12 protein-coding genes are annotated in these 20,522 nt (G+C 71.5%); 3 read left to right on the top strand and 9 right to left on the bottom strand.

Going from position 1 to position 20,522, the window contains the following annotated elements; translation table 11 throughout:
• Window positions 1–46 precede the first annotated feature (46 nt).
• Window positions 47–1,183, bottom strand: coding sequence for a glycerate kinase (locus ACQCO7_RS34730; protein WP_464075519.1), 1,137 nt, complete (start codon window positions 1,181–1,183; stop codon window positions 47–49).
• A gap of 484 nt (window positions 1,184–1,667) precedes the next feature.
• Between ACQCO7_RS34730 and ACQCO7_RS34725 the strand changes: the two genes are divergently transcribed.
• Window positions 1,668–2,159, top strand: coding sequence for an NUDIX domain-containing protein (locus ACQCO7_RS34725; protein WP_464075518.1), 492 nt, complete (start codon window positions 1,668–1,670; stop codon window positions 2,157–2,159).
• Window positions 2,160–2,521: 362 nt separating this feature from the next.
• On the opposite strand, the gene ACQCO7_RS34720 is transcribed toward ACQCO7_RS34725, so the two are convergent.
• The gene (locus ACQCO7_RS34720) at window positions 2,522–2,722 is read right to left on the bottom strand and encodes a type II toxin-antitoxin system VapB family antitoxin (RefSeq protein WP_464075517.1); all 201 of its coding nucleotides are present in this window, start codon (window positions 2,720–2,722) and stop codon (window positions 2,522–2,524) included.
• Between the two features lie 76 nt (window positions 2,723–2,798).
• On the opposite strand from ACQCO7_RS34720, the gene ACQCO7_RS34715 reads away from it, so the two are divergent.
• Window positions 2,799–3,521, top strand: coding sequence for an SIR2 family NAD-dependent protein deacylase (locus ACQCO7_RS34715; RefSeq protein ID WP_464075516.1), 723 nt, complete (start codon window positions 2,799–2,801; stop codon window positions 3,519–3,521).
• Here ACQCO7_RS34715 and ACQCO7_RS34710 read toward each other — a convergent pair whose 3' ends face one another.
• The 3 genes from ACQCO7_RS34710 to ACQCO7_RS34700 all read right to left on the bottom strand — a co-directional run bounded on the left by ACQCO7_RS34710 (window position 3,522) and on the right by ACQCO7_RS34700 (window position 7,961).
• Window positions 3,522–4,004, bottom strand: a complete 483-nt coding sequence (locus ACQCO7_RS34710; protein ID WP_409116418.1) for a methylated-DNA--[protein]-cysteine S-methyltransferase — start codon at window positions 4,002–4,004, stop codon at window positions 3,522–3,524.
• Between the two features lie 10 nt (window positions 4,005–4,014).
• Window positions 4,015–5,481: an AlkA N-terminal domain-containing protein gene (locus ACQCO7_RS34705; RefSeq protein WP_464077358.1), complete on the bottom strand. Its 1,467-nt coding sequence runs from the start codon at window positions 5,479–5,481 to the stop codon at window positions 4,015–4,017.
• A 404-nt stretch (window positions 5,482–5,885) separates the two neighbouring features.
• Window positions 5,886–7,961, bottom strand: coding sequence for a heavy metal translocating P-type ATPase (locus tag ACQCO7_RS34700; RefSeq protein WP_464077357.1), 2,076 nt, complete (start codon window positions 7,959–7,961; stop codon window positions 5,886–5,888).
• Between the two features lie 57 nt (window positions 7,962–8,018).
• Here ACQCO7_RS34700 and ACQCO7_RS34695 point away from each other — a divergent pair, with 57 nt between their 5' ends.
• Window positions 8,019–8,381, top strand: coding sequence for an ArsR/SmtB family transcription factor (locus ACQCO7_RS34695; protein ID WP_464075515.1), 363 nt, complete (start codon window positions 8,019–8,021; stop codon window positions 8,379–8,381).
• Between the two features lie 16 nt (window positions 8,382–8,397).
• Here the strand turns inward: ACQCO7_RS34695 and lpdA are convergent, their stop codons facing one another.
• The 4 genes from lpdA to ACQCO7_RS34675 all read right to left on the bottom strand — a co-directional run bounded on the left by lpdA (window position 8,398) and on the right by ACQCO7_RS34675 (window position 19,584).
• Window positions 8,398–9,801, bottom strand: a complete 1,404-nt coding sequence (gene lpdA / locus ACQCO7_RS34690) for a dihydrolipoyl dehydrogenase (RefSeq protein ID WP_464075514.1) — start codon at window positions 9,799–9,801, stop codon at window positions 8,398–8,400.
• Window positions 9,802–9,875: 74 nt separating this feature from the next.
• Window positions 9,876–13,787, bottom strand: a complete 3,912-nt coding sequence (locus tag ACQCO7_RS34685) for a glycoside hydrolase family 2 TIM barrel-domain containing protein (protein WP_464075513.1) — start codon at window positions 13,785–13,787, stop codon at window positions 9,876–9,878.
• A gap of 253 nt (window positions 13,788–14,040) precedes the next feature.
• Window positions 14,041–15,345, bottom strand: a complete 1,305-nt coding sequence (locus ACQCO7_RS34680) for an aminotransferase class I/II-fold pyridoxal phosphate-dependent enzyme (protein ID WP_464075512.1) — start codon at window positions 15,343–15,345, stop codon at window positions 14,041–14,043.
• A 195-nt stretch (window positions 15,346–15,540) separates the two neighbouring features.
• Window positions 15,541–19,584, bottom strand: coding sequence for a molybdopterin-dependent oxidoreductase (locus tag ACQCO7_RS34675; RefSeq protein ID WP_464077356.1), 4,044 nt, complete (start codon window positions 19,582–19,584; stop codon window positions 15,541–15,543).
• Between the last annotated feature and the right edge of the window lie 938 nt (window positions 19,585–20,522).

Raw genomic sequence — 20,522 nt, 5'->3', positions numbered from 1 at the left:
ACAAGCCGACAGACGTACGGTCCTCTCGTCGGCCCGTGTCCCGTTCTCAGGCCAGCAGGTCCCGGCCGATCCGTTCCGCCACCCTCTCCAGGATCGGGCCCGCCTCCGCGATGCACCGCGCGACGTCCGGCTCGATCTCGGTGAGGGGGTACGCGCGGCGGATACCCGCACCCGCGAGGGCCTCCGGGGTCAGGGCGAGGCGTCCGCAGACGGCGATGACGTCCTTGCCGGCGGTACGGGCGGCTGCGGCGACGCCCGCCGGGGCCTTGCCGTGCAGGGTCTGGGTGTCGAGGGAGCCTTCGCCGGTGATGACGAGGTCGGCGCGGGCCAGGGCGGGGGCGAAGCCGAGGACGTCGAGCATGATCTCGATGCCGGGGCGGAAGCGGGCGCCGAGCAGCAGCGCGCCGTAGCCGATGCCGCCGGCCGCTCCGGCGCCGGGTGCGAGCGCGTGTTCGGCGGCCTTCGGGCCCACGGCGGTCTCCAGGACCTTCGCGAAGTGGGCGAGGGCGGCGTCGAGGGCATCGACGTCGTCCGGGGAGGCGCCCTTCTGCGGGCCGTAGACGGCGGGGGCGCCGGTCGGGCCGGTGAGCGGGTTGTCCACGTCGCTGGCGAGGATCAGGTCGACGGTTTTCAAGCGGGCGTCCACGTCGGTCAGGTCGGCGCGGGCGAGGTCCGCGAGGCCGCCTCCGCCGGGGGCCACGGGCTCGCCGTCCGCGTCCAGGAAGCGGGCGCCGAGCGCGGAGAGCATGCCCGCGCCGCCGTCCGTGGAGGCGCTGCCGCCGACGCCGAAGACGATCGTGCGGGCGCCCGCGTCGAGCGCTGCGCGCAGGAGTTCGCCGGAGCCGTACGTGGACGCGGCGAGGGGGGCGAAGACGCCGCGCGGGAGCCGGTGCAGGCCGCTGGCCTCGGCCATCTCGACGACGGCGGTGTCGCCGCGCAGGGCGAACGCGGCGGTGACCTCGTGGCCGAGGGGGCCCGCCACGCGTACGTCGTGGCGGTCGAAGCCGGCCGCGAGCGCCGCGGCTACCGTGCCGTCGCCGCCGTCCGCTACCGGCAGCGCCTCGACCTCCACGCCGGGGACGGTCTTGCGCAGGCCCGCCGTGACCCGTTCGGCGACCTCCACTGCCGTCAGCGAGCCCTTGAACTTGTCCGCCGCCACGAGGACGCGCCGTGCCTCCGCCACTTGTCTCCCATCGCCGGTGCGTCCCGGTGTCCCCGCACGTGGGGGCCGGTCACGCCGGAGTGACCTTAACCGGCGGAGGGGGGTGGCGTCATGCCTTGTCCGGGGCCTGGATGGGGGTGGGGGGTGGCTGTGGAGTGGGGAGGGGGCGGGACTTGTTTGGGGGGGGCGGGGAGGGGGCGGGGCTTGTCGGGGAGGGGGCGGGTAACGGGCGGGGTGTGCAGGGGACTTGCGGGGGGTGGGAAGAGGACGGAGCTTGTCGGGGAAGCGAGTGGTTTGGCGAGCGGGCCGGGGAAGTGCGCGGAGGGCTCAGTCGAGGAGGGGGTAGCTCGACAGGGTCGGAGGCGGTGGGGGCGTGGAAAGGGGCAGGGCGTGTCAGGGGGCGCGGGGGCGTGCCGGGAGTGGTTGTGCGGTTCGGGAGGGCGTGAACTCGGCGTGCCCGCGCAGCAGTTCGGCGGTGCCGGTCGCGCCTGGATACCCTGCGGGGATGAGCACCTCCGACTACGCCGCGTACATCGCCTCCCTGCCCCGTATCCTCGCCGGCGCCGCCGCGCTCTTCCGTGACGCCGAGGGGCGGGTGCTGCTCGTCGAGCCCAACTACCGTGAGGGGTGGGCGCTTCCGGGCGGCACCATCGAGTCGGACACCGGTGAGACACCCCGCCAGGGCGCCCGTCGCGAGACCCTGGAGGAGATCGGCCTCGACCGTCCGCTGGGGCGGCTCCTCGCGGTCGACTGGGTGCACGGTCCGGCTCGGCCGCCGATCGTGGCGTACGTGTACGACGGCGGCGTTCTCGACGCGGACGACCTCAAGTCGATCCGGCTCCAGGAGGAGGAGTTGCTGTCCTGGCAACTGGTCCCACGCGAGGACCTCACGGCTCGGCTGCCCGGGACGCTGGGTTTGCGGGTTCTGGCGGCGCTGGACGTGCTGACGGAGGGGGCGGGGACGGTGGAGTTGGAGAACGGGGTTGCGGTGTCCTGAACGAGGTGGGATTCAGGCTGGGCGGTTGGGAGTTGGGGGCGATGCCGCGACCTGAGGGCCACCTGTGCGGCGCATGCCGGGGCAGAGTCGGCGCCTCGGTTCGGCACTCGCTGGATGGTGACTCCGCGTCTCGATTTGCCCTGCGCGGCGTGGAGTTGACGGCGGACTCGCGCCTCAGCCCGGCCCGCGCCGGTCGGCGGCCCCGCGTCTCGATTCGCCCCGCACGGTGTGCCGTGCGCGTCCCGGGTCAGCTCTGTTCGGTGTGCGGCTCGGGTTGCGCGACCTGGGCTGAGACTTGTTCACGCACCGCTCGCCTGTGCGGCCCGGGATCAGGCCCGTTCGCGTACGGGTCGTGCCTCGGCTCAGCCCCGTTCCGTATGCGGCTTCGCGTCGATCTCCCGTAGGGCCTCGTCCCGTTCCGCGACGCGGGCCTCTGTGCGGTGGCCGCGTTGGATGTAGTCGCGCAGGACCAGTTCGACGGCGTCCTGTGGGGTGCCGACCCCGGCCAACACCATGGCCTCGACGACGAGTTCCGCGTCGAGGGAGACGGAGACCTTTGCCATGGCGTGACGCTATCACCGGGGCCGGGGGGCCGGATATCCGTTCGCCCGTCCCGTTCGCGGCACTTACGCTCGGCCCATGACCAAGCCCCTCGTCGCCATCCTCACCGGCGCCGGTATCAGCACGGACTCCGGGATTCCCGACTACCGCGGGCCGAACGGACTGTGGCGCAAGGACCCGGACGCCGAGAAGCTCGTGACGTACGAGTACTACATGGGCGATCCGGAGATCCGCCGGCGTTCCTGGCGGATGCGGCGGCAGAGCGAGGCGCTGCGGGCGGAGCCGAACGCCGCGCACCGGGCGATCGTGGAGCTGGAGCGGTCGGGCGTACCGGTCCGGGTGCTCACGCAGAACGTGGACGGCCTCCACCAGCTCGCCGGCCTCCCCGCCCGCAAGATCCTCGAACTCCACGGCACGGCACGGCAGTTCGTGTGCACGCAGTGCGGCACGCGAGGCCCGATGGAGGACGCCCTGGCCCGCCTGGACGCCGGCGAGGACGACCCGCCGTGCCTGGACTGCGGCGGCATCCTCAAGTCGGCGACGGTCATGTTCGGCGAACACCTGAACCCCGAAGTCCTCGCGGACGCCCTGGCCATCACCAAGGCATGCCACGTCTTCTACGCCGTCGGCACCTCCCTCAAGGTCCACCCCGCCGCCGCCCTGGCCGGCATCGCCACCGAGAACGGCGCCCGCCTGATCGTCGTCAACGCGGAGGAGACCCCGTACGACGAGGTCGCGGCCGAGGTGGTACGCGAACCGATCGGAACGGCATTGCCGCGCCTGCTGCGGGAGTTGGGGTGATCAGAAAAGAGCCGTCCCCCGTTCGAAGTCCAGGAGGCGGCGCTTGCGGTCCAGGCCGCCGCCGTAGCCCGTGAGGCTGCCGGTGGAGCCGATGACGCGGTGGCAGGGGACGATGATGCCGAGGGGGTTCTTGCCGTTGGCGAGGCCGACGGCCCGGGAGGCGCCCGAGTTGCCGAGGGCGTCGGCGAGTTGGCCGTAGGTGCGGGTCTCGCCGTAGGGGATGGACTGGAGCTGGGACCAGACCGACTTCTGGAACTCCGTTCCGTTCAGGGTCAGTTCCAGGGTGAATTCCTTCAACTCGCCCTGGAAATATGCCTCCAGTTGCGCTTCCGGTTCGGCGAACAACGTGTCGTCGCGCAGGCCGAAGCTCTCCTCCGGCGGACGATGGCGTTGGTCGGTCATGTAGAGGCCGCACAGAACGCCGTCGTCGGCGACGAGCGTGAGGGGGCCGTAGGGGCTGTCGATGACCTTGTGGTGCTTCACGTGAACATCCTTACGCAGGCAGGAAGTTGATGGGGTGATCGTCGGTCGCCCACAGGTACTGGACGGCGTACGCGCGCCAGGGGCGCCAGGCGGCGGCGCGGGCCGTGAGGGCGGCCGGCGTCGCGGGCAGCCCCAACTCCTGGGCGGCGCGGCGGACTCCGAGGTCGGTGGGGAGGAACGCGTCGGGGTCACCGAGGGCGCGCATGGCGATGACGTCGACGGTCCAGGGCCCGAAGCCGGGGAGTCCGAGGAGGCGCGCGCGGGTCTCGGGCCAGTCGCTCTCGGGGCCCAGGTGGAGGGTGCCGTCGGCGAGTCGGGCGACCAGGGTGGTGAACGTCGTACGCCGTGTGCGGGGCATCGCGAGGGTCTCGGGGTCGAGGCCGGCCAGCGCCTCGGGCGTCGGGAAGAGGTGCGTGAGGCCGCCCTCGGGATCGTCCACGGGATCACCGTACGCGGTGACCAGGCGCGCGGCGTGGGTGCGGGCCGCCGCCGTCGAGACCTGTTGTCCCAGGACCGCGCGGACCGCGAACTCGGCCTCGTCGACGGTGCGGGGTACGCGGCGCCCCGGGGCCTTGTCGACGAGCGGCGCGAGGACCGGGTCGGTGCGCAACTGGTCGTCCACGGCGACCGGATCGGCGTCGAGGTCGAGCATGCGGCGGCAGCGGCTCGTCGCGACGGTCAGGTCCCGCAGGTCGCTGAGGGTGAGGCGGCACGCGATGTGGTCGGGCCGCGGGGTGAGGGCGACGATGCCGTGGCCGTAGGGCAGCCGCAGGGTGCGGCGGAAGGCGCCGTCCCGCCATTCCTCCACGCCGGGTACGGCCGTCGCCGCGAGGTGGCCGAAGAGGTTGTCGGGGTTGAGGGGGGCGCGGAACGGCAGCCGGAGCTGGAGCGCGCCGGGGGTTCCCTTCGCCGACTTCGGTGCGCGGGACCGGAGTTCGGTGGGCGCGAGCGCGAAGACCTCGCGGACGGTGTCGTTGAACGTCCGGATCGAGGAGAAGCCGGCCGCGAACGCCACGTCCGCCATGGGGAGTTCACTGGTCTCGATCAGGATCCGCGCGGTCTGCGCGCGCTGTGCCCTCGCCAACGCCAGGGGTCCCGCGCCGAGTTCGGCGAGGAGTTGGCGTTCGACCTGGCGGGTGCTGTAGCCGAGGCGGGTGGCGAGGCCGGTGACGCCGTCGCGGTCGACGACGCCGTCCGCGATGAGCCGCATCGCGCGGGCCACGGCGTCGGCACGGTGGTTCCACTCCGGCGAGCCGGGGCTCGTGTCCGGGCGGCACCGCTTGCACGCCCGGAACCCGGCCTGCTGGCACGCCGCCGCGCTCGGGTAGAAGGTCATGTTCCGCGGCTTCGGCGGCACGGCCGGGCAGCTCGGCCGGCAGTAGATCCCGGTCGTGTGGACCGCCGTGAAGAACCACCCGTCGAACCGCGCGTCCTTCGACCGCACGGCCCGCACACAGCGGTCCCGGTCGGTGTGCATCCCGTTCTGCATGAGTCCAGCATGCGGGCAGGCGGGGGGTTCGGCTGGCGGAAATGCGACATGGACGTGGGATGGGGGGAGGCGGCGTCGGGGCGGGGCCGGGCGGGCGGGCCGGGCGGGCTGGTGCGGGGCCGGGGCGGGGCGGTGCGGAGTGGGCCAGGCGGGCTGGTGCGGGGCCGGGGCGGGGCGGTGCGGAGTGGGCCAGGCGGGGCGAGCCGGCGCGGGGCGCGGATCGAGGGCGTCAGCTCACGGAAGGGCCGGGAAGGCGGTCGGCGCGGAAGGAGCGGGCCGGGGCCGAGTGCCGGAGGGGCGCCGGCCGGTACGCACAGCCCCCTGCCGTCCAGCACATGCTGGGCAAGCCACTCGCCTCGCCCGGCCCCGCCCGACCAGCGCCGCTCCCCCGTTCACCCCCGCCAGGCCGACTCCCGCAGCAGCCGCAACCCGTTCAGCCCCACCAGTACGGTCGACCCCTCGTGCCCGGCCACGCCCAGCGGCAGCGGCAGGTGTCCGACCAGGTCCCACAGCACCAGCCCCGTGATGAACACCCCCGCGATCACGAGGTTCTGCCGGACCAGGCGGCGGGCCGTGCGGGAGAGGCGTACGGCGGCCGGTACGGCGGTGAGGTCGTCGTGGACCAGGACGGCATCGGCGGTCTCCAGCGCGAGGTCCGAGCCGGCGTGGCCCATGGCGATCCCCGCATGGGCGACGGCGAGGGCGGGCGCGTCGTTGACGCCGTCGCCGACGAAGAGGACGCGCTTGCCCAGCCCCTGTACTGCGGAAACCTTCTCCTCGGGGAGGAGTCCGGCCCGTACGTCCGTGATGCCGGCCGCCTCGGCGACGCGGGCGGCGGCCTCCGGCTGGTCCCCCGTGAGCAGGACGGGCGCGGATCCGGTGAGCGCGGTCAGCGCGGTGACGGCGGCAGGGGCCTCGGGGCGGAGCCGGTCGGTGAGGTCGAGGGCGCCGACGGGGACGCCGTCGCGGGTGACGAGGACGGTTGTGCAACCGTTTTCACCGTGTTGCGGCGCGGACTCACCGTGTTGCGGCGCGGACCGGACAACGGGCTCGGCAACGGCCGTACGGCTCCCGTCCGCGCCGCCTCCCGAGCCCCGCCCGACCGCCGCGGCACGCCCCTCGGCCCCTCGCCGGACCACCGCTGAACCGGCCTCCGGCATCCGCCCGGCAGCCATGTCACCCCCGTGCCCCGCAGGCACCCGCCCCACAGTCACCGCCCTCCCCTCCACCACAGCCTCGACCCCCCACCCGGGCCGGGCCGCGAACCCCTCGGCCCGAGCCGTCTCGACGCCCCGCGCCCTGGCCTCCGCCACGATCGCCCGCCCCAGCGGATGCTCACTCGCGTACTCGGCCGCAGCCGCCAACGCGAGCACCCCGTCCTCGTCCAGCCCCGACCCGGCGAGAGCCCGCACCCCGCTCACCTCCGGCACCCCCTCGGTCAACGTCCCCGTCTTGTCGAGCGCGACGACCTCCACGGCCCCCAACTGCTCCATGGCCACAGCGGACTTGACGAGGACGCCGTGCCGCCCGGCGTTGGCGACGGCCGACAGCAACGGCGGCATGGTCGCGAGCACGACCGCACAGGGCGAGGCCACGATCATGAACGTCATGGCCCGCAGCAACGCGCTCGTGAGGTCCGCCCCGAACGCGAGCGGCACCCCGAACACCGCGAGCGTCGCGACGACGACCCCGACGGCGTACCTCTGCTCGACCTTCTCGATCAGCACCTGCGTGGGCGCCTTGGTCCGCGACGCCTCCTCGACGAGCCCGACGATGCGGGCGATGACGGAGTCGGCGGGATCGCGCTCGACGCGGACGCGCAGCGCGCCGGTGCCGTTGAGGGTCCCGGCGTACACCTCGTCGCCGGAGCGCTTCACGACCGGCAGGGACTCCCCCGTGACGGTCGCCTGGTCGACCTCGCCGACCCCGTCCACGACCTTGCCGTCCCCGGCGATCCGCTCGCCTGGCCGGACCAACAGGACGTCGCCGACGGCGAGTTCGGTGGCGGGGACGACGGACTCCCCCGCGTCGGTGACGCGCGTCGCGGTCTCCGGCGCGAGGTCGAGGAGCCCTCGGACGGAGTCGGCGGTCCGTGCGGTGGCGAGCGCTTCGAGCGCCCCGGAGGTCGCGAAGATGACGATGAGGAGCGCGCCGTCGAGGACCTGTCCGATGGAGGCGGCGCCGATGGCCGCGACGATCATCAGCAGGTCGACGTCGAGGGTCTTCTCCCGCAGCGCGCGCATGCCTTCCAGCGCGGGTTCCCACCCGCCGGAGACGTAGGAAACCGCATACAGAAACCCGTACAGCCAGCCCGGTCCCCCGCCGAGGTCGACGGCGAGAGCAAACGCGAAGAAAACGGTTGCCGCAAGAGCCCACCGCACCTCGGGCAGGGCGAGCAGCCGGGTGCGGCGGCGCGGGGCGGCGGCAGGGCGGGCGGAGGCAAGGGTCGCTGACACCCGCACCACCATACAGGAACACATGAAGACCCATTCATTCGTTCATGTGTGGTAGGTAGAATGCCCCTCATGGGTCATGGAGTCGTCACCACCGAAACCGCAGATCGGGTGCGCCTCGACGCGGACAACGTCACGAAGGTGGCCACCACCCTCCAGGCCCTCTCCACCCCGTCCCGCCTGCTGATCCTGGCCCGGCTGCGCGAAGGCCCGCTGCCCGCCACTGAGTTGGCGGCGGAGGTCGGCATGGAGCAGTCGGCGTGCTCGCACCAGCTGCGGCTGCTGCGCAACCTCGGTCTGGTGGTCGGCGAGCGGCACGGCCGGTCCGTGGTCTACGCCCTGCACGACCACCACGTCGCCGAGCTGCTGGACCAGGCGGTGTACCACGTGGAGCACCTGCGGCTCGGGCTCAGCGACACCGCCGAGCCCGAGTAGCGCCTACCGCCGCACGTCACATGTTGATCATGTGCCCGGCGAGTCCGTGCACCGCTTCCTTCACCGCCTCGCCCAGCGTCGGGTGCGCGTGCACGTTGCGGGCGACCTCGTGGACGGTGAGGTCCCACTGCTGCGCCAGGGTCAGCTCCGGGAGCAGTTCGGTGACATCGGGTCCGATGAGGTGGCCGCCGATCAGCTCGCCGTACTTGGCGTCGCTGATGAGCTTGACGAATCCGGTGGTGTCGCCGAGGCCGTGGGACTTGCCGTTGGCGGTGAACGGGAACTTGGCGACCTTCACGTCGTAACCGTTTTCACGGGCTTGCTGCTCGGTGTAGCCGAAGCTCGCGATCTGGGGCTGGCAGTAGGTCGCGCGGGGGATCATCGCGTAGTCGAGCTCCATGGTCTCGGCGCCCGCGAGGGTCTCGGCGGCGATGACGCCCATGGCCTCGGCGGTGTGCGCGAGCATGAGCTTCGCGGTGACGTCGCCGATGGCGTAGATGTGCGGGACGGAGGTACGGCAGTAGCCGTCGACGTCGATCGCGCCGCGCTCGGTGAGCCGTACGCCGGTCGCCTCCAGGCCGTAGCCGGTGACGTTCGGGGCGAAGCCGATGGCCTGGAGGACCTTGTCGGCTTCCAGGACCTGCTGGGCGCCGTCCTTGCCGGTGACGGTGACGCGGACCTGCTCGCCGGACTCGTCGATGGACTCGACGCGGGTGGAGGTCAGCACGTCGATGCCCAATTTGCGGTACTGGCGGGCGAGTTCGGCGGAGACCTCGGCGTCCTCCAGCGGGGCGACGCGGTCGAGGAACTCGACGACGGTGACCTTCACGCCGTAGTTGTGCAGGACGTACGCGAACTCGATGCCGATGGCGCCGGCTCCCGCGATGACGATCGAGCGGGGGAGGTCGTCGGCGAGGATCTGCTCCTCGTAGGTGACGACGCGCGCGCTCTTCTTCGTACCCGGCAGCAGGCGGGGGGTGGCGCCGGTCGCGATGATGCAGTCGCTGAAACCGATTGCTTTCGTTTCTCCGTCGCGGCCGGTGACCTGGAGGGTGTTCGCGTCGAGGAAGGTGCCTCGGCCGTCGAACTCGGTGATCTTGTTCTTCTTCATCAGGTAGTGGACGCCCTTGACCCGGCCGTCGGCGACGCGGCGGCTGCGCGCGTACGCCTCGCCGTAGTCGAAGGTGACCTGGCCCTCGACCTTGATGCCGAAGGTCTTCGCCTCGCGGGTGAAGATGTGGGCGAGTTCGGCGTTGCGCAGCAGCGCCTTGGTGGGGATGCAGCCGACGTTGAGACAGACGCCGCCCCAGTACTTCTCTTCGACGACCGCGACGCTCTTGCCCAGTTGGGCGGCGCGGACGGCCGCGACGTAGCCGCCGGGGCCCGCTCCGAGCACGACGACGTCGAATCGCTCGTCCATGACTTCCTCTTCCCTCAGGGTGCACGAAAGCCGCCGGAAACAGTTTCCGGCGGCCGTTTCCGTGAGGAATTCTCCTACTCCGCCGAGGTCGGACGCCGGGAAGCGGCTGTCGCGTCGGTCACGTCCTTGATCGGCCGCAGCCGGTAGGTGTACGCGTAGTCGCGGCCGGCGAGGAGCTTGAACTCGTCGTGCGTGTGCGCACCCCAGCTGTTGTCGCCGCCGACGCCCATCTGCCGGTGGTTGACGCGGAGCACCACCTCGGCGCGCGGGGTGAGCTGATAGTCGTGCCGCACTCCGGCGGACAGGTCCTCGGGCGTGTGGTGCGAGGCGTTGATCTCCAGCAGGGGTTCACCGGACACCAGCAGCCCGCGCCCGCGCCGGTCGGTGAGCGCCGCCCAGCGTACGTCGGTCTTGTTGCCGTTCTCCTGCGGCCGGATGTATGAGGTCCACTGCTCGGCGACGCTTCCGCTCCAACGCCCCACGTCCGTACCGTCGTTGCGGTCCCAGTGGTTCTCCTCGGGCCCGCGCCCGTACCAGTGCAGTTCGCTGAGCCGCGCGGGCAGGAACAGCAGGCTGCCCACCTCCGGGATGTACGGCAGGTTCGCCGCACCCGGGTGCAGCGTGTGGTCGACCTTGATCTCGGCGTTGCCGAAGACGGTGTAAGCGGTTGTGTACGTCGACGGCGTGCTCGTCGGCAGGGTGCCGCTGACGTTGATCTCGACGGCCCTGTCGGCGAGTTGACGCACGGTGACGCTCTTCACCTCGCGCCGGGCGCCGGCGTCGCGCCAGGTCTGGTTGCGGGTGTGCTGCCCGTTGCCCTTGTCGTTGTCGGTGGGCGCCCGCCAGAAGTTGGGGGTGCCGCCGGAGACGAGGAGGGGGCTGCCGTCGACGGTGTACGAGGTGATGAGGCCGCTCACCTTGTCGACGACGACGGTGAAGTCCTCGCCGGTGACGGTGACCTTCGCGGCGTCCTCGGCGTGGGTGAGCGCCGGAACGGCCGTGAGCGGTACGGGAGTTACCGCCGGGCTGCCCGCGTCGAGCGGGAGCTGGGCACGGGCGATCTCGTGGCCGGACTTCGCCCAGGGGGTCGACTCCTTGAGGGTGAAGGCGAGTTGGAGGAAGTACTCGGCGCCGGGGGCCGGTTTCGCGGGGAGTTTCACCGGGACCGTGATGCTCTTGCTGGTGAGGGGCGCGACGTCGAGCTGGGCGCGGCCGAGCTTGCCCTTCTGTACGGTCTCGCCGTCCCGGACGAGGGTCCAACTAGCGTCGAACTCACGGAGGTTGGTGAAGAGGAACTCGTTGACGAGGGTGACCTCACCGGGTTTCGCCCCCGAGGTCGCCTGGATCTCCTGGTAGACGCGTTTGACCTCGGCGGCCTTGCCGGTGTGGCCCCGGTCGGCGGTGATGATGCCGTCCGCGACGAAGGCGCCGTCGTTGGGGAAGTCGCCCCAGTCGCCGCCGTACGCGAAGTACGTCTTCTCCTTCGGCTTCTTCCCGGTGTGGCCGACCGTGGCCGCGTCGAACCAGAAGCGGACGCCTTCGTCGCTCGACTGCCGTGTGGTGGAGGCGAGTTCGGCGGCGGTGAGGGCGCGGGCGTAGACGTGGGCGCGGCGGATGGTGCCGCTGAACTCGCGGGTGTGGTTGTCGGTGTCGTTGGCGAGGGCGAGCGGGGCGGTGTTGACGCTGGGGCGGCGGGTCGTCGTCCGGGTGGCGCGGGAGACTCCGTCGACGTAGAGGGTGACGGTGCCCGCGTCGGCGTCGAAGACTCCGGCGACGTGGTGTTCGCGGCCGGTCCAGTCGGCGGGTAGGGGCCAGCTCGCGCTGACCCACTGGCCGCCGCCGTGGATGAAGAACTCCACTGATCCGTCGCTCTGTTTGAGCGCGTACTGGGTGTCGCCCTTGGCGAGGATCGGCTGGTGGTAGCCGGTGACGCGGGGGGTGATCCAGGCTTCGAGGGTGAGGGAGCCGGTGAGGTCGAGGCCAGGGTCGCGGGGGAAGACCGTGGCGCCGGAGATCCCCTTCTCGCGGTCGAACGTCCCGGCGGACGCCATGAGTTCGCCGCGCAGCTTCAACGGGCCGGTTTCCGTGAGGAGTTGACGGACCGGGGTGCGCTCGGTGAGGGACTGGTCGACGAAGTCCCAGATCCAGCCGCCCTGGAGGACGTCGTGGCGGCGTACGAGGTCCCAGTACTTGGTGAAGTTCCCGGTGGAGTTGCCCATGGAGTGGGAGTACTCGATCATCACGTACGGCCGGGTGTCGGCGGTGTCCTTGGCGCGGGCCTCGACGCGCGCGGGCGAGTCGTACATCTCGGAGCGGATGTCGCTGATGCCGGGGCGGTCGTCGCCCTCGTACTGGACGACACGGGTCGTGTCGTAGGACTTGATCCAGTCGTGCATGTTCACGAACGTCCGTCCGCCGCCCGCCTCGTTGCCGAGGGACCAGATGACGACCGAGGCGTGGTTCTTGTCGCGGTGGACCATGTTCTGGGCGCGGGCGACGCAGGCGGCGGACCAGTCGGCGTGGTCGCCGGGGTACTGGTCGCGGATGCCGTGGGTCTCCAGGTTGGTCTCGTCGACGAGGTACAGGCCGTACTCGTCGGCGAGTTCGTACCACTGCGGGTTGTTCGGGTAGTGCGAGGTGCGGACGGAGTTGATGTTCATCCGCTTGATGATCCGCATGTCCTTGACCAGGTCCGCGCGGGTGAGCGCGGTGCCCCGCTCGGGGTGCATCTCGTGGCGGTTGGTGCCCCGGAAGGAGACCGGTTTGCCGTTGATGCGCATCAGCCCGTCCTTGAGGGCGAATTCGCGCAGGCCGACCCGATGGGAAACGGTCTCTACCACTTTTCCGGCGGGGCTGCGGAGCTGGAGGACGGCCGTGTAGAGGTAGGGGTCCTCGGCGGACCACAGGCGCGGTTTCGGTACGGCTCGGGAGGCGGTCACGGTGACGTCCTCGCCGGTGGCCGTGACGTCGGCGCGCCCGCTGAGGGGGCGCGGCCAGACGGGGTGGCCCTGGGCGTCGTACAGCATCGTGTCGACGGTGTAGGCACCCTTGGTGTCGTCGTAGGCGCGGACGCTCGCGGTGACGGCGAGGTCGGCTGTTGTGTAACCGGTTGCCAGCGGCGTTTCCAGCTTGAAGTCGCGCAGATGCACCGGCGGGGTGGAGTACAGGTAGACCGAGCGGAAGATGCCGCTCAGCCGGATCATGTCCTGGTCCTCCAGCCAGTCGCCGTCGGAGTAGCGGTAGACCTCCACGGCGATCTGGTTGCTGCCCGGTCTCAGGTGCGGGGTGATGTCGTACTCGGCGGGGGTGTACGAGTCCTCGCTGTAGCCGACGAGTTGGCCGTTGATCCACACGTAGTGCGCGGACTTGACGCCCTCGAAGTGCAGGAAGGTGCGCCGTCCCGACCAGTCGCGGGGGACGGTGAAGGTGCGGCGGTACTGGCCGACCGGGTTGTAGCGGGTCGGGGCGGCGGGCGGCTGGGCGTTCTCGCCGAGGCCGTTGGGGCCCCACCAGGGGTAGGTGATGTTGACGTAGATCGGGAAGTCGTAGCCGTGCCGCTGCCAGACCGAGGGGACCGGGATCGTGTCCCAGCCCCGGTCGTCGAGGTCGGTGCGGTGGAAGTCCTCGTCGCGGTCCTCGGGGCGGTCCGCGTAGGCGAACTTCCAGTTGCCGTCGAGGCTTTGGCGGTACGGGGAGCGGGTGCGGTCGGCTTTCAGCGCCGGGGCGAGGCCGTCGTACGGCATCAGGGTGGTGTGCGGGGGCTGGGTGCCGACGCGGAAGACGTCGAAACGGCCGTTCCACTCGGGTTGTGCAACCGCTTGCGCCCCGTTTTCACCGGCTTTCGCACCGGCCGCCTGCGCGTTCGAGGAGGTGGAGAGAGCGAACGCTCCCAGGACGGCGGCGGAGCCCTCCAGGAGCCGGCGGCGGCTGACGACCGGCCGCCGGGCGTCCGTCGGGAGCGGCGGTTGCGGGTGCGGGTGCGGCATGGCCGTGACCTTCCTCGGTTCTCCGTGCCCCGTCCCGGGCACGTCAGTTCCTGTCGGATGCTGTTGCCGAACCGAACAGCGGCACGTTTCACTGACGATCCGTCAACTCACCCCGTATCCGCGCGGATCGCCGCCCGGACGTGGGAGCACTGCTGGTGAAACGGTTACTCCTGAGCCAGCCACACCCTAGGTCCCGCGTACAGGTGAAGCAATCACCCTGTAAGGCTTTGTGCAATTCTGATTGACCGGAACATCACTTTCGCAGCGTGTCCACGGTGGTTCGGGCCTCGCCTATGCACGCGTCGAGGATGCCGACCGCCTCGTCGACGTCCCGCTCCGTGTGCTCCGCCATCACCTGGAGCCGGAACCTCGCGGCGTCCGACGCGACGGCGGGCTGCTCCACGAGATGCGCGATCAGCCCCGCCCGTGCGATCAGCCCGGACGCGGTACGGCCGGTGGGGGTGTCGCCGATCAGGACGGGTACGACGGGACAGACCACGTCGCCCATCACCTCCAGCCCCTTCGCCGTCAACCCCTCCCGCAGACGTATGGAGTTGGCCCGTACCGCCGCCCTGCGCCGCGCGCCCTGCGGGGACGTCACGACCCTCAGCGCCGCGAGGGCCACCGCCGTCTGTACGGGGGTGATGGCGCTGGAGAAGGTCTGGGGGCCGCCGAACATGCGGACGTACTCGCGGGCCGAGGCGGACCTGGTCGCCAGGAAGCCGCCCGTCGTCGCGAACGTCTTCGAGAACGCGCCCACCACGAAGTCGACTTCGCCGAGGATGCCGTGAACCTCCGGCTGGCCGCCCCCTGTCGGTCCCATCGCGCCGAAGTCGTGGGCGACGTCCACGAGGAGTTGTGCGCCGAACTCGCGGCAGATATCGAGGAGTTCCTTGAGGTCCGGGGTGTCCGAGTCCATCGAGAAGACCCCCTCGGTGACCACCAGGATCGCGTTCGCGGTGTCCGTGGCGCGGATCTTGCTCAGGTGGCGCCGGACCGCCGTGTTGTCGAGGTGCCGGAAGAACTCGACCGTCGCGCCGCTCGCCGCCGCGCCCTGCCGCAGGGAGTCGTGGGAGAGCTTGTCCAGGAGGATGTGGTCGTTCTTGTGCATCAGGGCCCGGATCGTGCCGAAGCCTGACGCCCAGCCGGTGGGGAAGAGCATGACGTGGTCCGTGCGGAGCGCTGCCGCCAGACCGGACTCCAGCTCCTTGCTGAGCGGGTTGGCGCCGCCCAGCGCCGGTGAACCCGCCGTCAGGGGGCCGTAGTCGCGCAGTGCGCTGTGTGCGGCTTCCAGGATCTCCGGGTGGCCGGTCAGGGAAAGGTAGTCCTGGCCGCCGAAGTTGGGGCCGGTGGTCGTGATGCCGGTGTCCGAGACCGCTGTCGCGCGGGGGGTGAGCGCGGTGTCGTAGCGGCGGAAGTACGGCCACAGGTCGGCCTGTTCGCGTTCCCGCTGCCAGGTGAGGTAGGGGTCGTTGCGGGTGGTGAGGTCGGGGCCGGACGCGAGGCGGAAACGCATGATGTCCTTCGTGCGGGCGTCGTCCAGCGTGGGGATGGTCATGGCGGGGGCTTTCTCGAAGGGGCCCGGGTGGGGCCCTGCGAGAGTGACGCTACGTGCGGGAATGGGGGGTTACGGGGGTCCTGACGGGTCCTTGATCTTGTGGAAGCGGTTTCTGTACGCGGGGGGGGTGTCGGGGGTTCGGCAAAGGGGTGCCCGGAGGGGGTGGGGCGAACGCGCTACCGCCCCCGCCCCGACTCAGTACACGTCCCTCATGTACCGCTTCTCCGCCGCGAGTTGCTTCACGTACGTCGCGGACTCCGCATCCGTCATGCCGCCGTGGAGCATCGCGATGTCGCGCAACGCCCGGTCGACGTCCTTGGCCATGCGGGAGGCGTCGCCGCAGACGTAGAAGCGGGCGCCTTCGCGGAGCCAGGACCAGAGTTGGGAACCGTGTTCGCGCATCCGGTCCTGGACGTAGACCTTGGCGCGCTGGTCGCGGGAGAAGGCGGTGTCGAGGCGGGTGAGGGTGCCGTCCGAGAGGAGGGTGGAGAGTTCGTCCTCGTAGTAGAAGTCGGTGGAGCGGCGCTGTTCGCCGAAGAAGAGCCAGTTGGGGGCGCGGTGGCCGCGTGCGCGGCGTTCGTGGAGGAAGCCGAGGAAAGGGGCGACGCCGGTGCCGGGGCCGATCATGATCGCGGGGACACCGGACTCGGCGGGCGGCCGGAAGTGCGGGGAGCGCTGGACGTGGAGCGGGACCTCGGTGCCGGGTTCGGCGTCGGCGAGGAACGGGGAGCAGACGCCCTGCCGGGTCCGGCCCTCGCGGTTCTCGTAGCGGACGACGGAGACGGTGAGGGAGACGAGGTGGGGGTCGGTGAGGGGGCTGGACGATATGGAGTACAGGCGGGGGCGGAGCCGCCCCATGACGTCGGCCCACTCCTGCGCGTCCGCCTCGATCCCGAACTCGGCGGCCACGTCGACGGCTTGGCGCCCCCAGGACCACTTCGCGAGCTCGTCCTTGTTGTCGGGGCGCAGCAGCTTGCGCAACTCCCGTGGGTCGCGGGTGCGTTCGGCGGCGAAGCGGAGCAGGGAGGGCGTGATGCGGGTGATGTCGAGGTACCGGGACAGGGCCTCGTCGAACGGGACCTGGTCGCCCTCGACGCCGACCGGGGTGTCCGGGTCAGCGCCGATGACGGTCAGCCACTCCTTCACCAGGGCCGGGGAGTTGAGGGGCCGGACGCCGAGCGCGTCGCCGGCCTCGTACACGAGCGGGACCTCGCTGTCGCGCGTGTCGAACGTGAAGCGGCGGACCTCCTTGCCCGAACCGGCCCCGCTCAGCAGGACGTTGCCGACGAGGCGGCCGGTCGCGGAGGCGGGACGGCTCGGGCGGGGGCGGGCAACGGCCTTGGGCGGCTCGGGAGTCGCGGGGGCTCCGGTGAGCGCCCCCAGCACCTGGTCCAGCCACTCCGACGCCTGCGTCTCGTAGTCCGGTTCGCAGTCGATGCGCGGAGCCAGGCGCACGGCGCCCAACTCGTCCATACGGTCGTCGAGTCGGCGTCCGTGGCCGCAGAAGTCGTCGTACGACGAGTCGCCGAAGGCGAGGACCGCGTACCGGCGTCCCTCCAGCCGTCCGGCGTCGGGGGCGGTGAGTCCTGCCCAGAAGCCGGTGCCGTTGTCGGGGGCGTCGCCGTCGCCGAACGTGCTGGTGATCAGGAGGAGATCGGCGTCGGAGGGCAGCGTGGCCGGGTCGGCCTGGTCCATCTCGACGAGGGAGGCGGCGTGTCCGCCCTGGGTGAGGCGGGCGGCGGTGGCGGCGGCGAACTCCTCGGCGTTGCCGGTCTGCGAGGCCCACAGGATGACAACCTGCCGTACGGGTACAGGAGTCGGGGCCGACGTGCGTGAATACAGGCCCGCGAGCGTGCCGTTGACCCACAGGGCGTGCTCAGGGCTGAAGGGCGCGTCCGGCGGGAGGACCGGGACGCCGGGGCCGCCCGCCGGGATCGCGGCCAGGAAGCCGAGCAGGTACTGCCGTTCGCGCTCGCTGAGGACGGGGGGCGGAGTGGGCTCCAGGCCGAAGAGGGAGGCGGAGGCGGTGGGCGGGGCGGTGGGGGAGGTGAGGACGGCGGACGGGGTGAGGGCTGGGGGCTGTGGCTCCCCCGGCGTAAGCGCGAGTGCCGGTGCGCGGTCCGAGGCCGACGTCCCGACCGGCGTCCGCACGCTCACCGCCGTGGCCGTCTTCGTCAACGACACCGCGCACACCTTGAGTTCGGGCTGGAACGACAGCGGGTCCACGGCGTCGCTGCTGACCGCGTTGACGCTCAGGTACTCCCCGAAGAGGTCGTTCCAGTGGAACGGCGCGAAGCAACTCCCCTTCCGCACGCGGTCGGTGACGACAGCGGGGAGCACCGCGCGCCCGCGCCGGGACGCGACCTCCACCGAGTCCCCCTCGGCCAGCCCGAGTTGCTCCGCGTCCTCGGGGTGGATCTCCACGAACGGCCCGGGGTTCAGCTTGTTGAGCTTCGCGACGCGCCCCGTCTTGGTGAGCGTGTGCCACTGGTGCTGCAAACGCCCGGTGTTGAGGACGAACGGGTAGTCGTCGTCAGGCATCTCGGCGGGCGCCATGTGCGGGCGGGCGTGAAAGACCGCGCGCCCGGAGGGAGTCGCGAAGGACAGGGAGCCGTCGGGACGGACGTACCGGACCGGGTTGCGGTCGGGTCCGGCGGGGGCGGCCGGCCACTGGACCGGCGTCTCGCGCAGCCGCTCGTACGTCACCCCGCGCAGGTCGTAGCCGGTGGCCGGGTTGTACGCGCCCTTGATCTCCTCGAAGATCTCCTCCGCGCTCGCGTAGCCGAACCCGCTCTCGTACCCCATCGCGCAGGCGATGTCGGCGATGAGCCGCCAGTCGGCGACGGCCTCGCCGGGCGCGTCCACGGCGGGGCGGGCCAGCGTGAGGGTGCGCTCGCTGTTGATGAGGACGCCCTCGGTCTCGGTCCACAGCGCGCCGGGCAGGATCACGTCGGCGTACGCGGCGGTCTCGGTCTCCGCGAACACGTCCTGGACGACGACGAGTTCGGCCGCCTCCAGGCCCTCGATGACGGTCCTGCGGTTGCCGACGGAGGCGACGGGGTTGGTGCAGATGATCCAGCACGCCTTGATCTCGCCGTCGGCCATCTTGCGGAACATCTCGACGGTTCCCCTGCCGACGCCGTCGGCGCGGATCGTGCCGGGTTCCAGGCCCCACAGGCGCTCGGTGAACTCCCGGTCGGCGTCGGCGAGTACGGACCGCTGGCCGGGCAACCCCGGTCCCATGTAGCCCATTTCGCGTCCGCCCATCGCGTTGGGCTGGCCGGTGAGGGAGAACGGGCCGCTGCCGGGGCGGCAGATGGCGCCGGTCGCGAGGTGCAGGTTGACGAGCGCGTTGGTGTTCCAGGTGCCGTGCGTGGACTGGTTGAGGCCCATCGTCCAGCAGCTCGTCCACTCCCCCGCCTCGCCGATCAGCCGCGCGGCCTCGCGGAGGTCGGCCTCGGGGATGCCGGTGATCTCGGCAACCGTCTGCGGCGGGTAGTCGGCGAGGAACTCCGGCATCGCCTCCCAGCCCTCGGTGTTGGCGGCGATGAAGTCGGGGTTTGTGCAACCGCCTTCTACCAGAAGGTGCAGCAGGCCGTTGAGGAGCGCGAGGTCCGTGCCCGGGGCGACCTGGAGGAACAGGTCTGCCTTCTCGGCGGTGGCCGTGCGGCGCGGGTCGACGACGATCAGTTTCGCGCCGGACGACTTGATCCGGTCCATCATCCGCAGGAACAGGATGGGGTGGCAGTCGGCCATGTTGGAGCCGATGACCAGGAAGACGTCCGCCTTGTCGAAGTCGTCGTACGAGCCGGGCGGGCCGTCGGCGCCGAGCGACAGCTTGTAGCCGGTGCCCGCGCTCGCCATGCACAGGCGGGAGTTCGACTCGATCTGGTTGGACCGCAGGTAGCCCTTGACCAGCTTGTTCGCGAGGTACTGGGCCTCCAGGCTCAGCTGTCCGGAGACGTACAGGGCGATGGAGTCGGGGCCGTGCTCGTCGAGGATCGTCCGCAGTCTGCGCGCCGTTTCAGTAACCGCTTCCACAACAGGCGTGGGGCGCGGTTCCTCGCCCCGGTCCGAGCGGACGAGGGCGGTCGTGAGGCGGCCCGGCGCGGAGAGCATGTCGGCCGTCGTCGCACCTTTCGTACAGAGCCGGCCGTGGTTCGCGGGGTGCTCCTTGTCGCCGGTCGCCTTCAGGACCGTACGGCGTCCGTCGGGTCCCATCCCGATGTCGAGGACCATGCCGCAGCCGACACCGCAGTACGAGCAGACCGTGCGCACCTTCGTCGCGCTGTCGGTCCGCGGGTCCGGCACGGCTGCCACGGGCGCCCCCTTCTGTCTGACGATCGGCCTGGTGAGAGCCTCAGTGACGGTACGAAGTGCTGATTACGCCGGTGTCTCCCGCGCCGGTCACCGGGGGTTAACCCCGCCGCACAGGGGCGCCGGACGGAATGTGAGCGCGCCACCGAAACCGAGTATCACCGCTTTCCGCGGGCCGCCCGGGGGTGTCCGGAGCGCCCCGGAGCCCCCCGCCCCGACGGCCGTACGCCCAGGCCCCCGCCCGAAAACAGCCATCACCGCAGCGGCAGACGGCTCCTGCGGCGGCACCGGGCCGGGCGAGGGGGCGCGGGACGACCACCACAAAGGGCACGAATGTGACTCCGGACACAGTGCGGGAGTCCGTCAGGTACGGCGGAGGGGCGGCGCGGGTGTGGTGGGGGCGGGGTGGGTGAGACGGGTGCGCGGGGCAGTGCGGAGGCGGCGGCTCCGGCTCTGCGGCAGGTGCGCCGAAGCAGGTGCGCCGAAGCAGGTGCGCCGAAGCAGGTGCGCCGAAGCAGGTGCGCCGAAGCAGGTGCGCCGAAGCAGGTGCGGGTACGCCAGAGCCGTGCCGGCGAGTGTGCCGAGGCCGGGGCGAGTGTGCCGGCTCAGGACAGGTCCGCCGGCACCAGGGCGGGGGCGCCGCCGCCTGGGCAGATGCACCGAGATGGGCACCCCGATGCCAGGGCGGGCGTGCCGCCGACCGATCCGCCGCCTGGGCAGGTACGCCGAGGCTGGCGGTGTCGGCGCGGTCGGCGGGCCAGGGCTCGCGCCAGGCGAGGGGGACCGTCGAGACGCTGCCGGGCAGGTACGCCGAGGCGGGCGCGCCACCGACCACTCCGCCACTCCGCCACCTCGCCACC

It is taken from the genome of Streptomyces saintjeani (genome assembly GCF_055409605.1).
The sequence above is the reverse complement of the archived record's forward strand: the minus strand, read 5'-3'. Positions and strand labels throughout refer to the sequence as shown.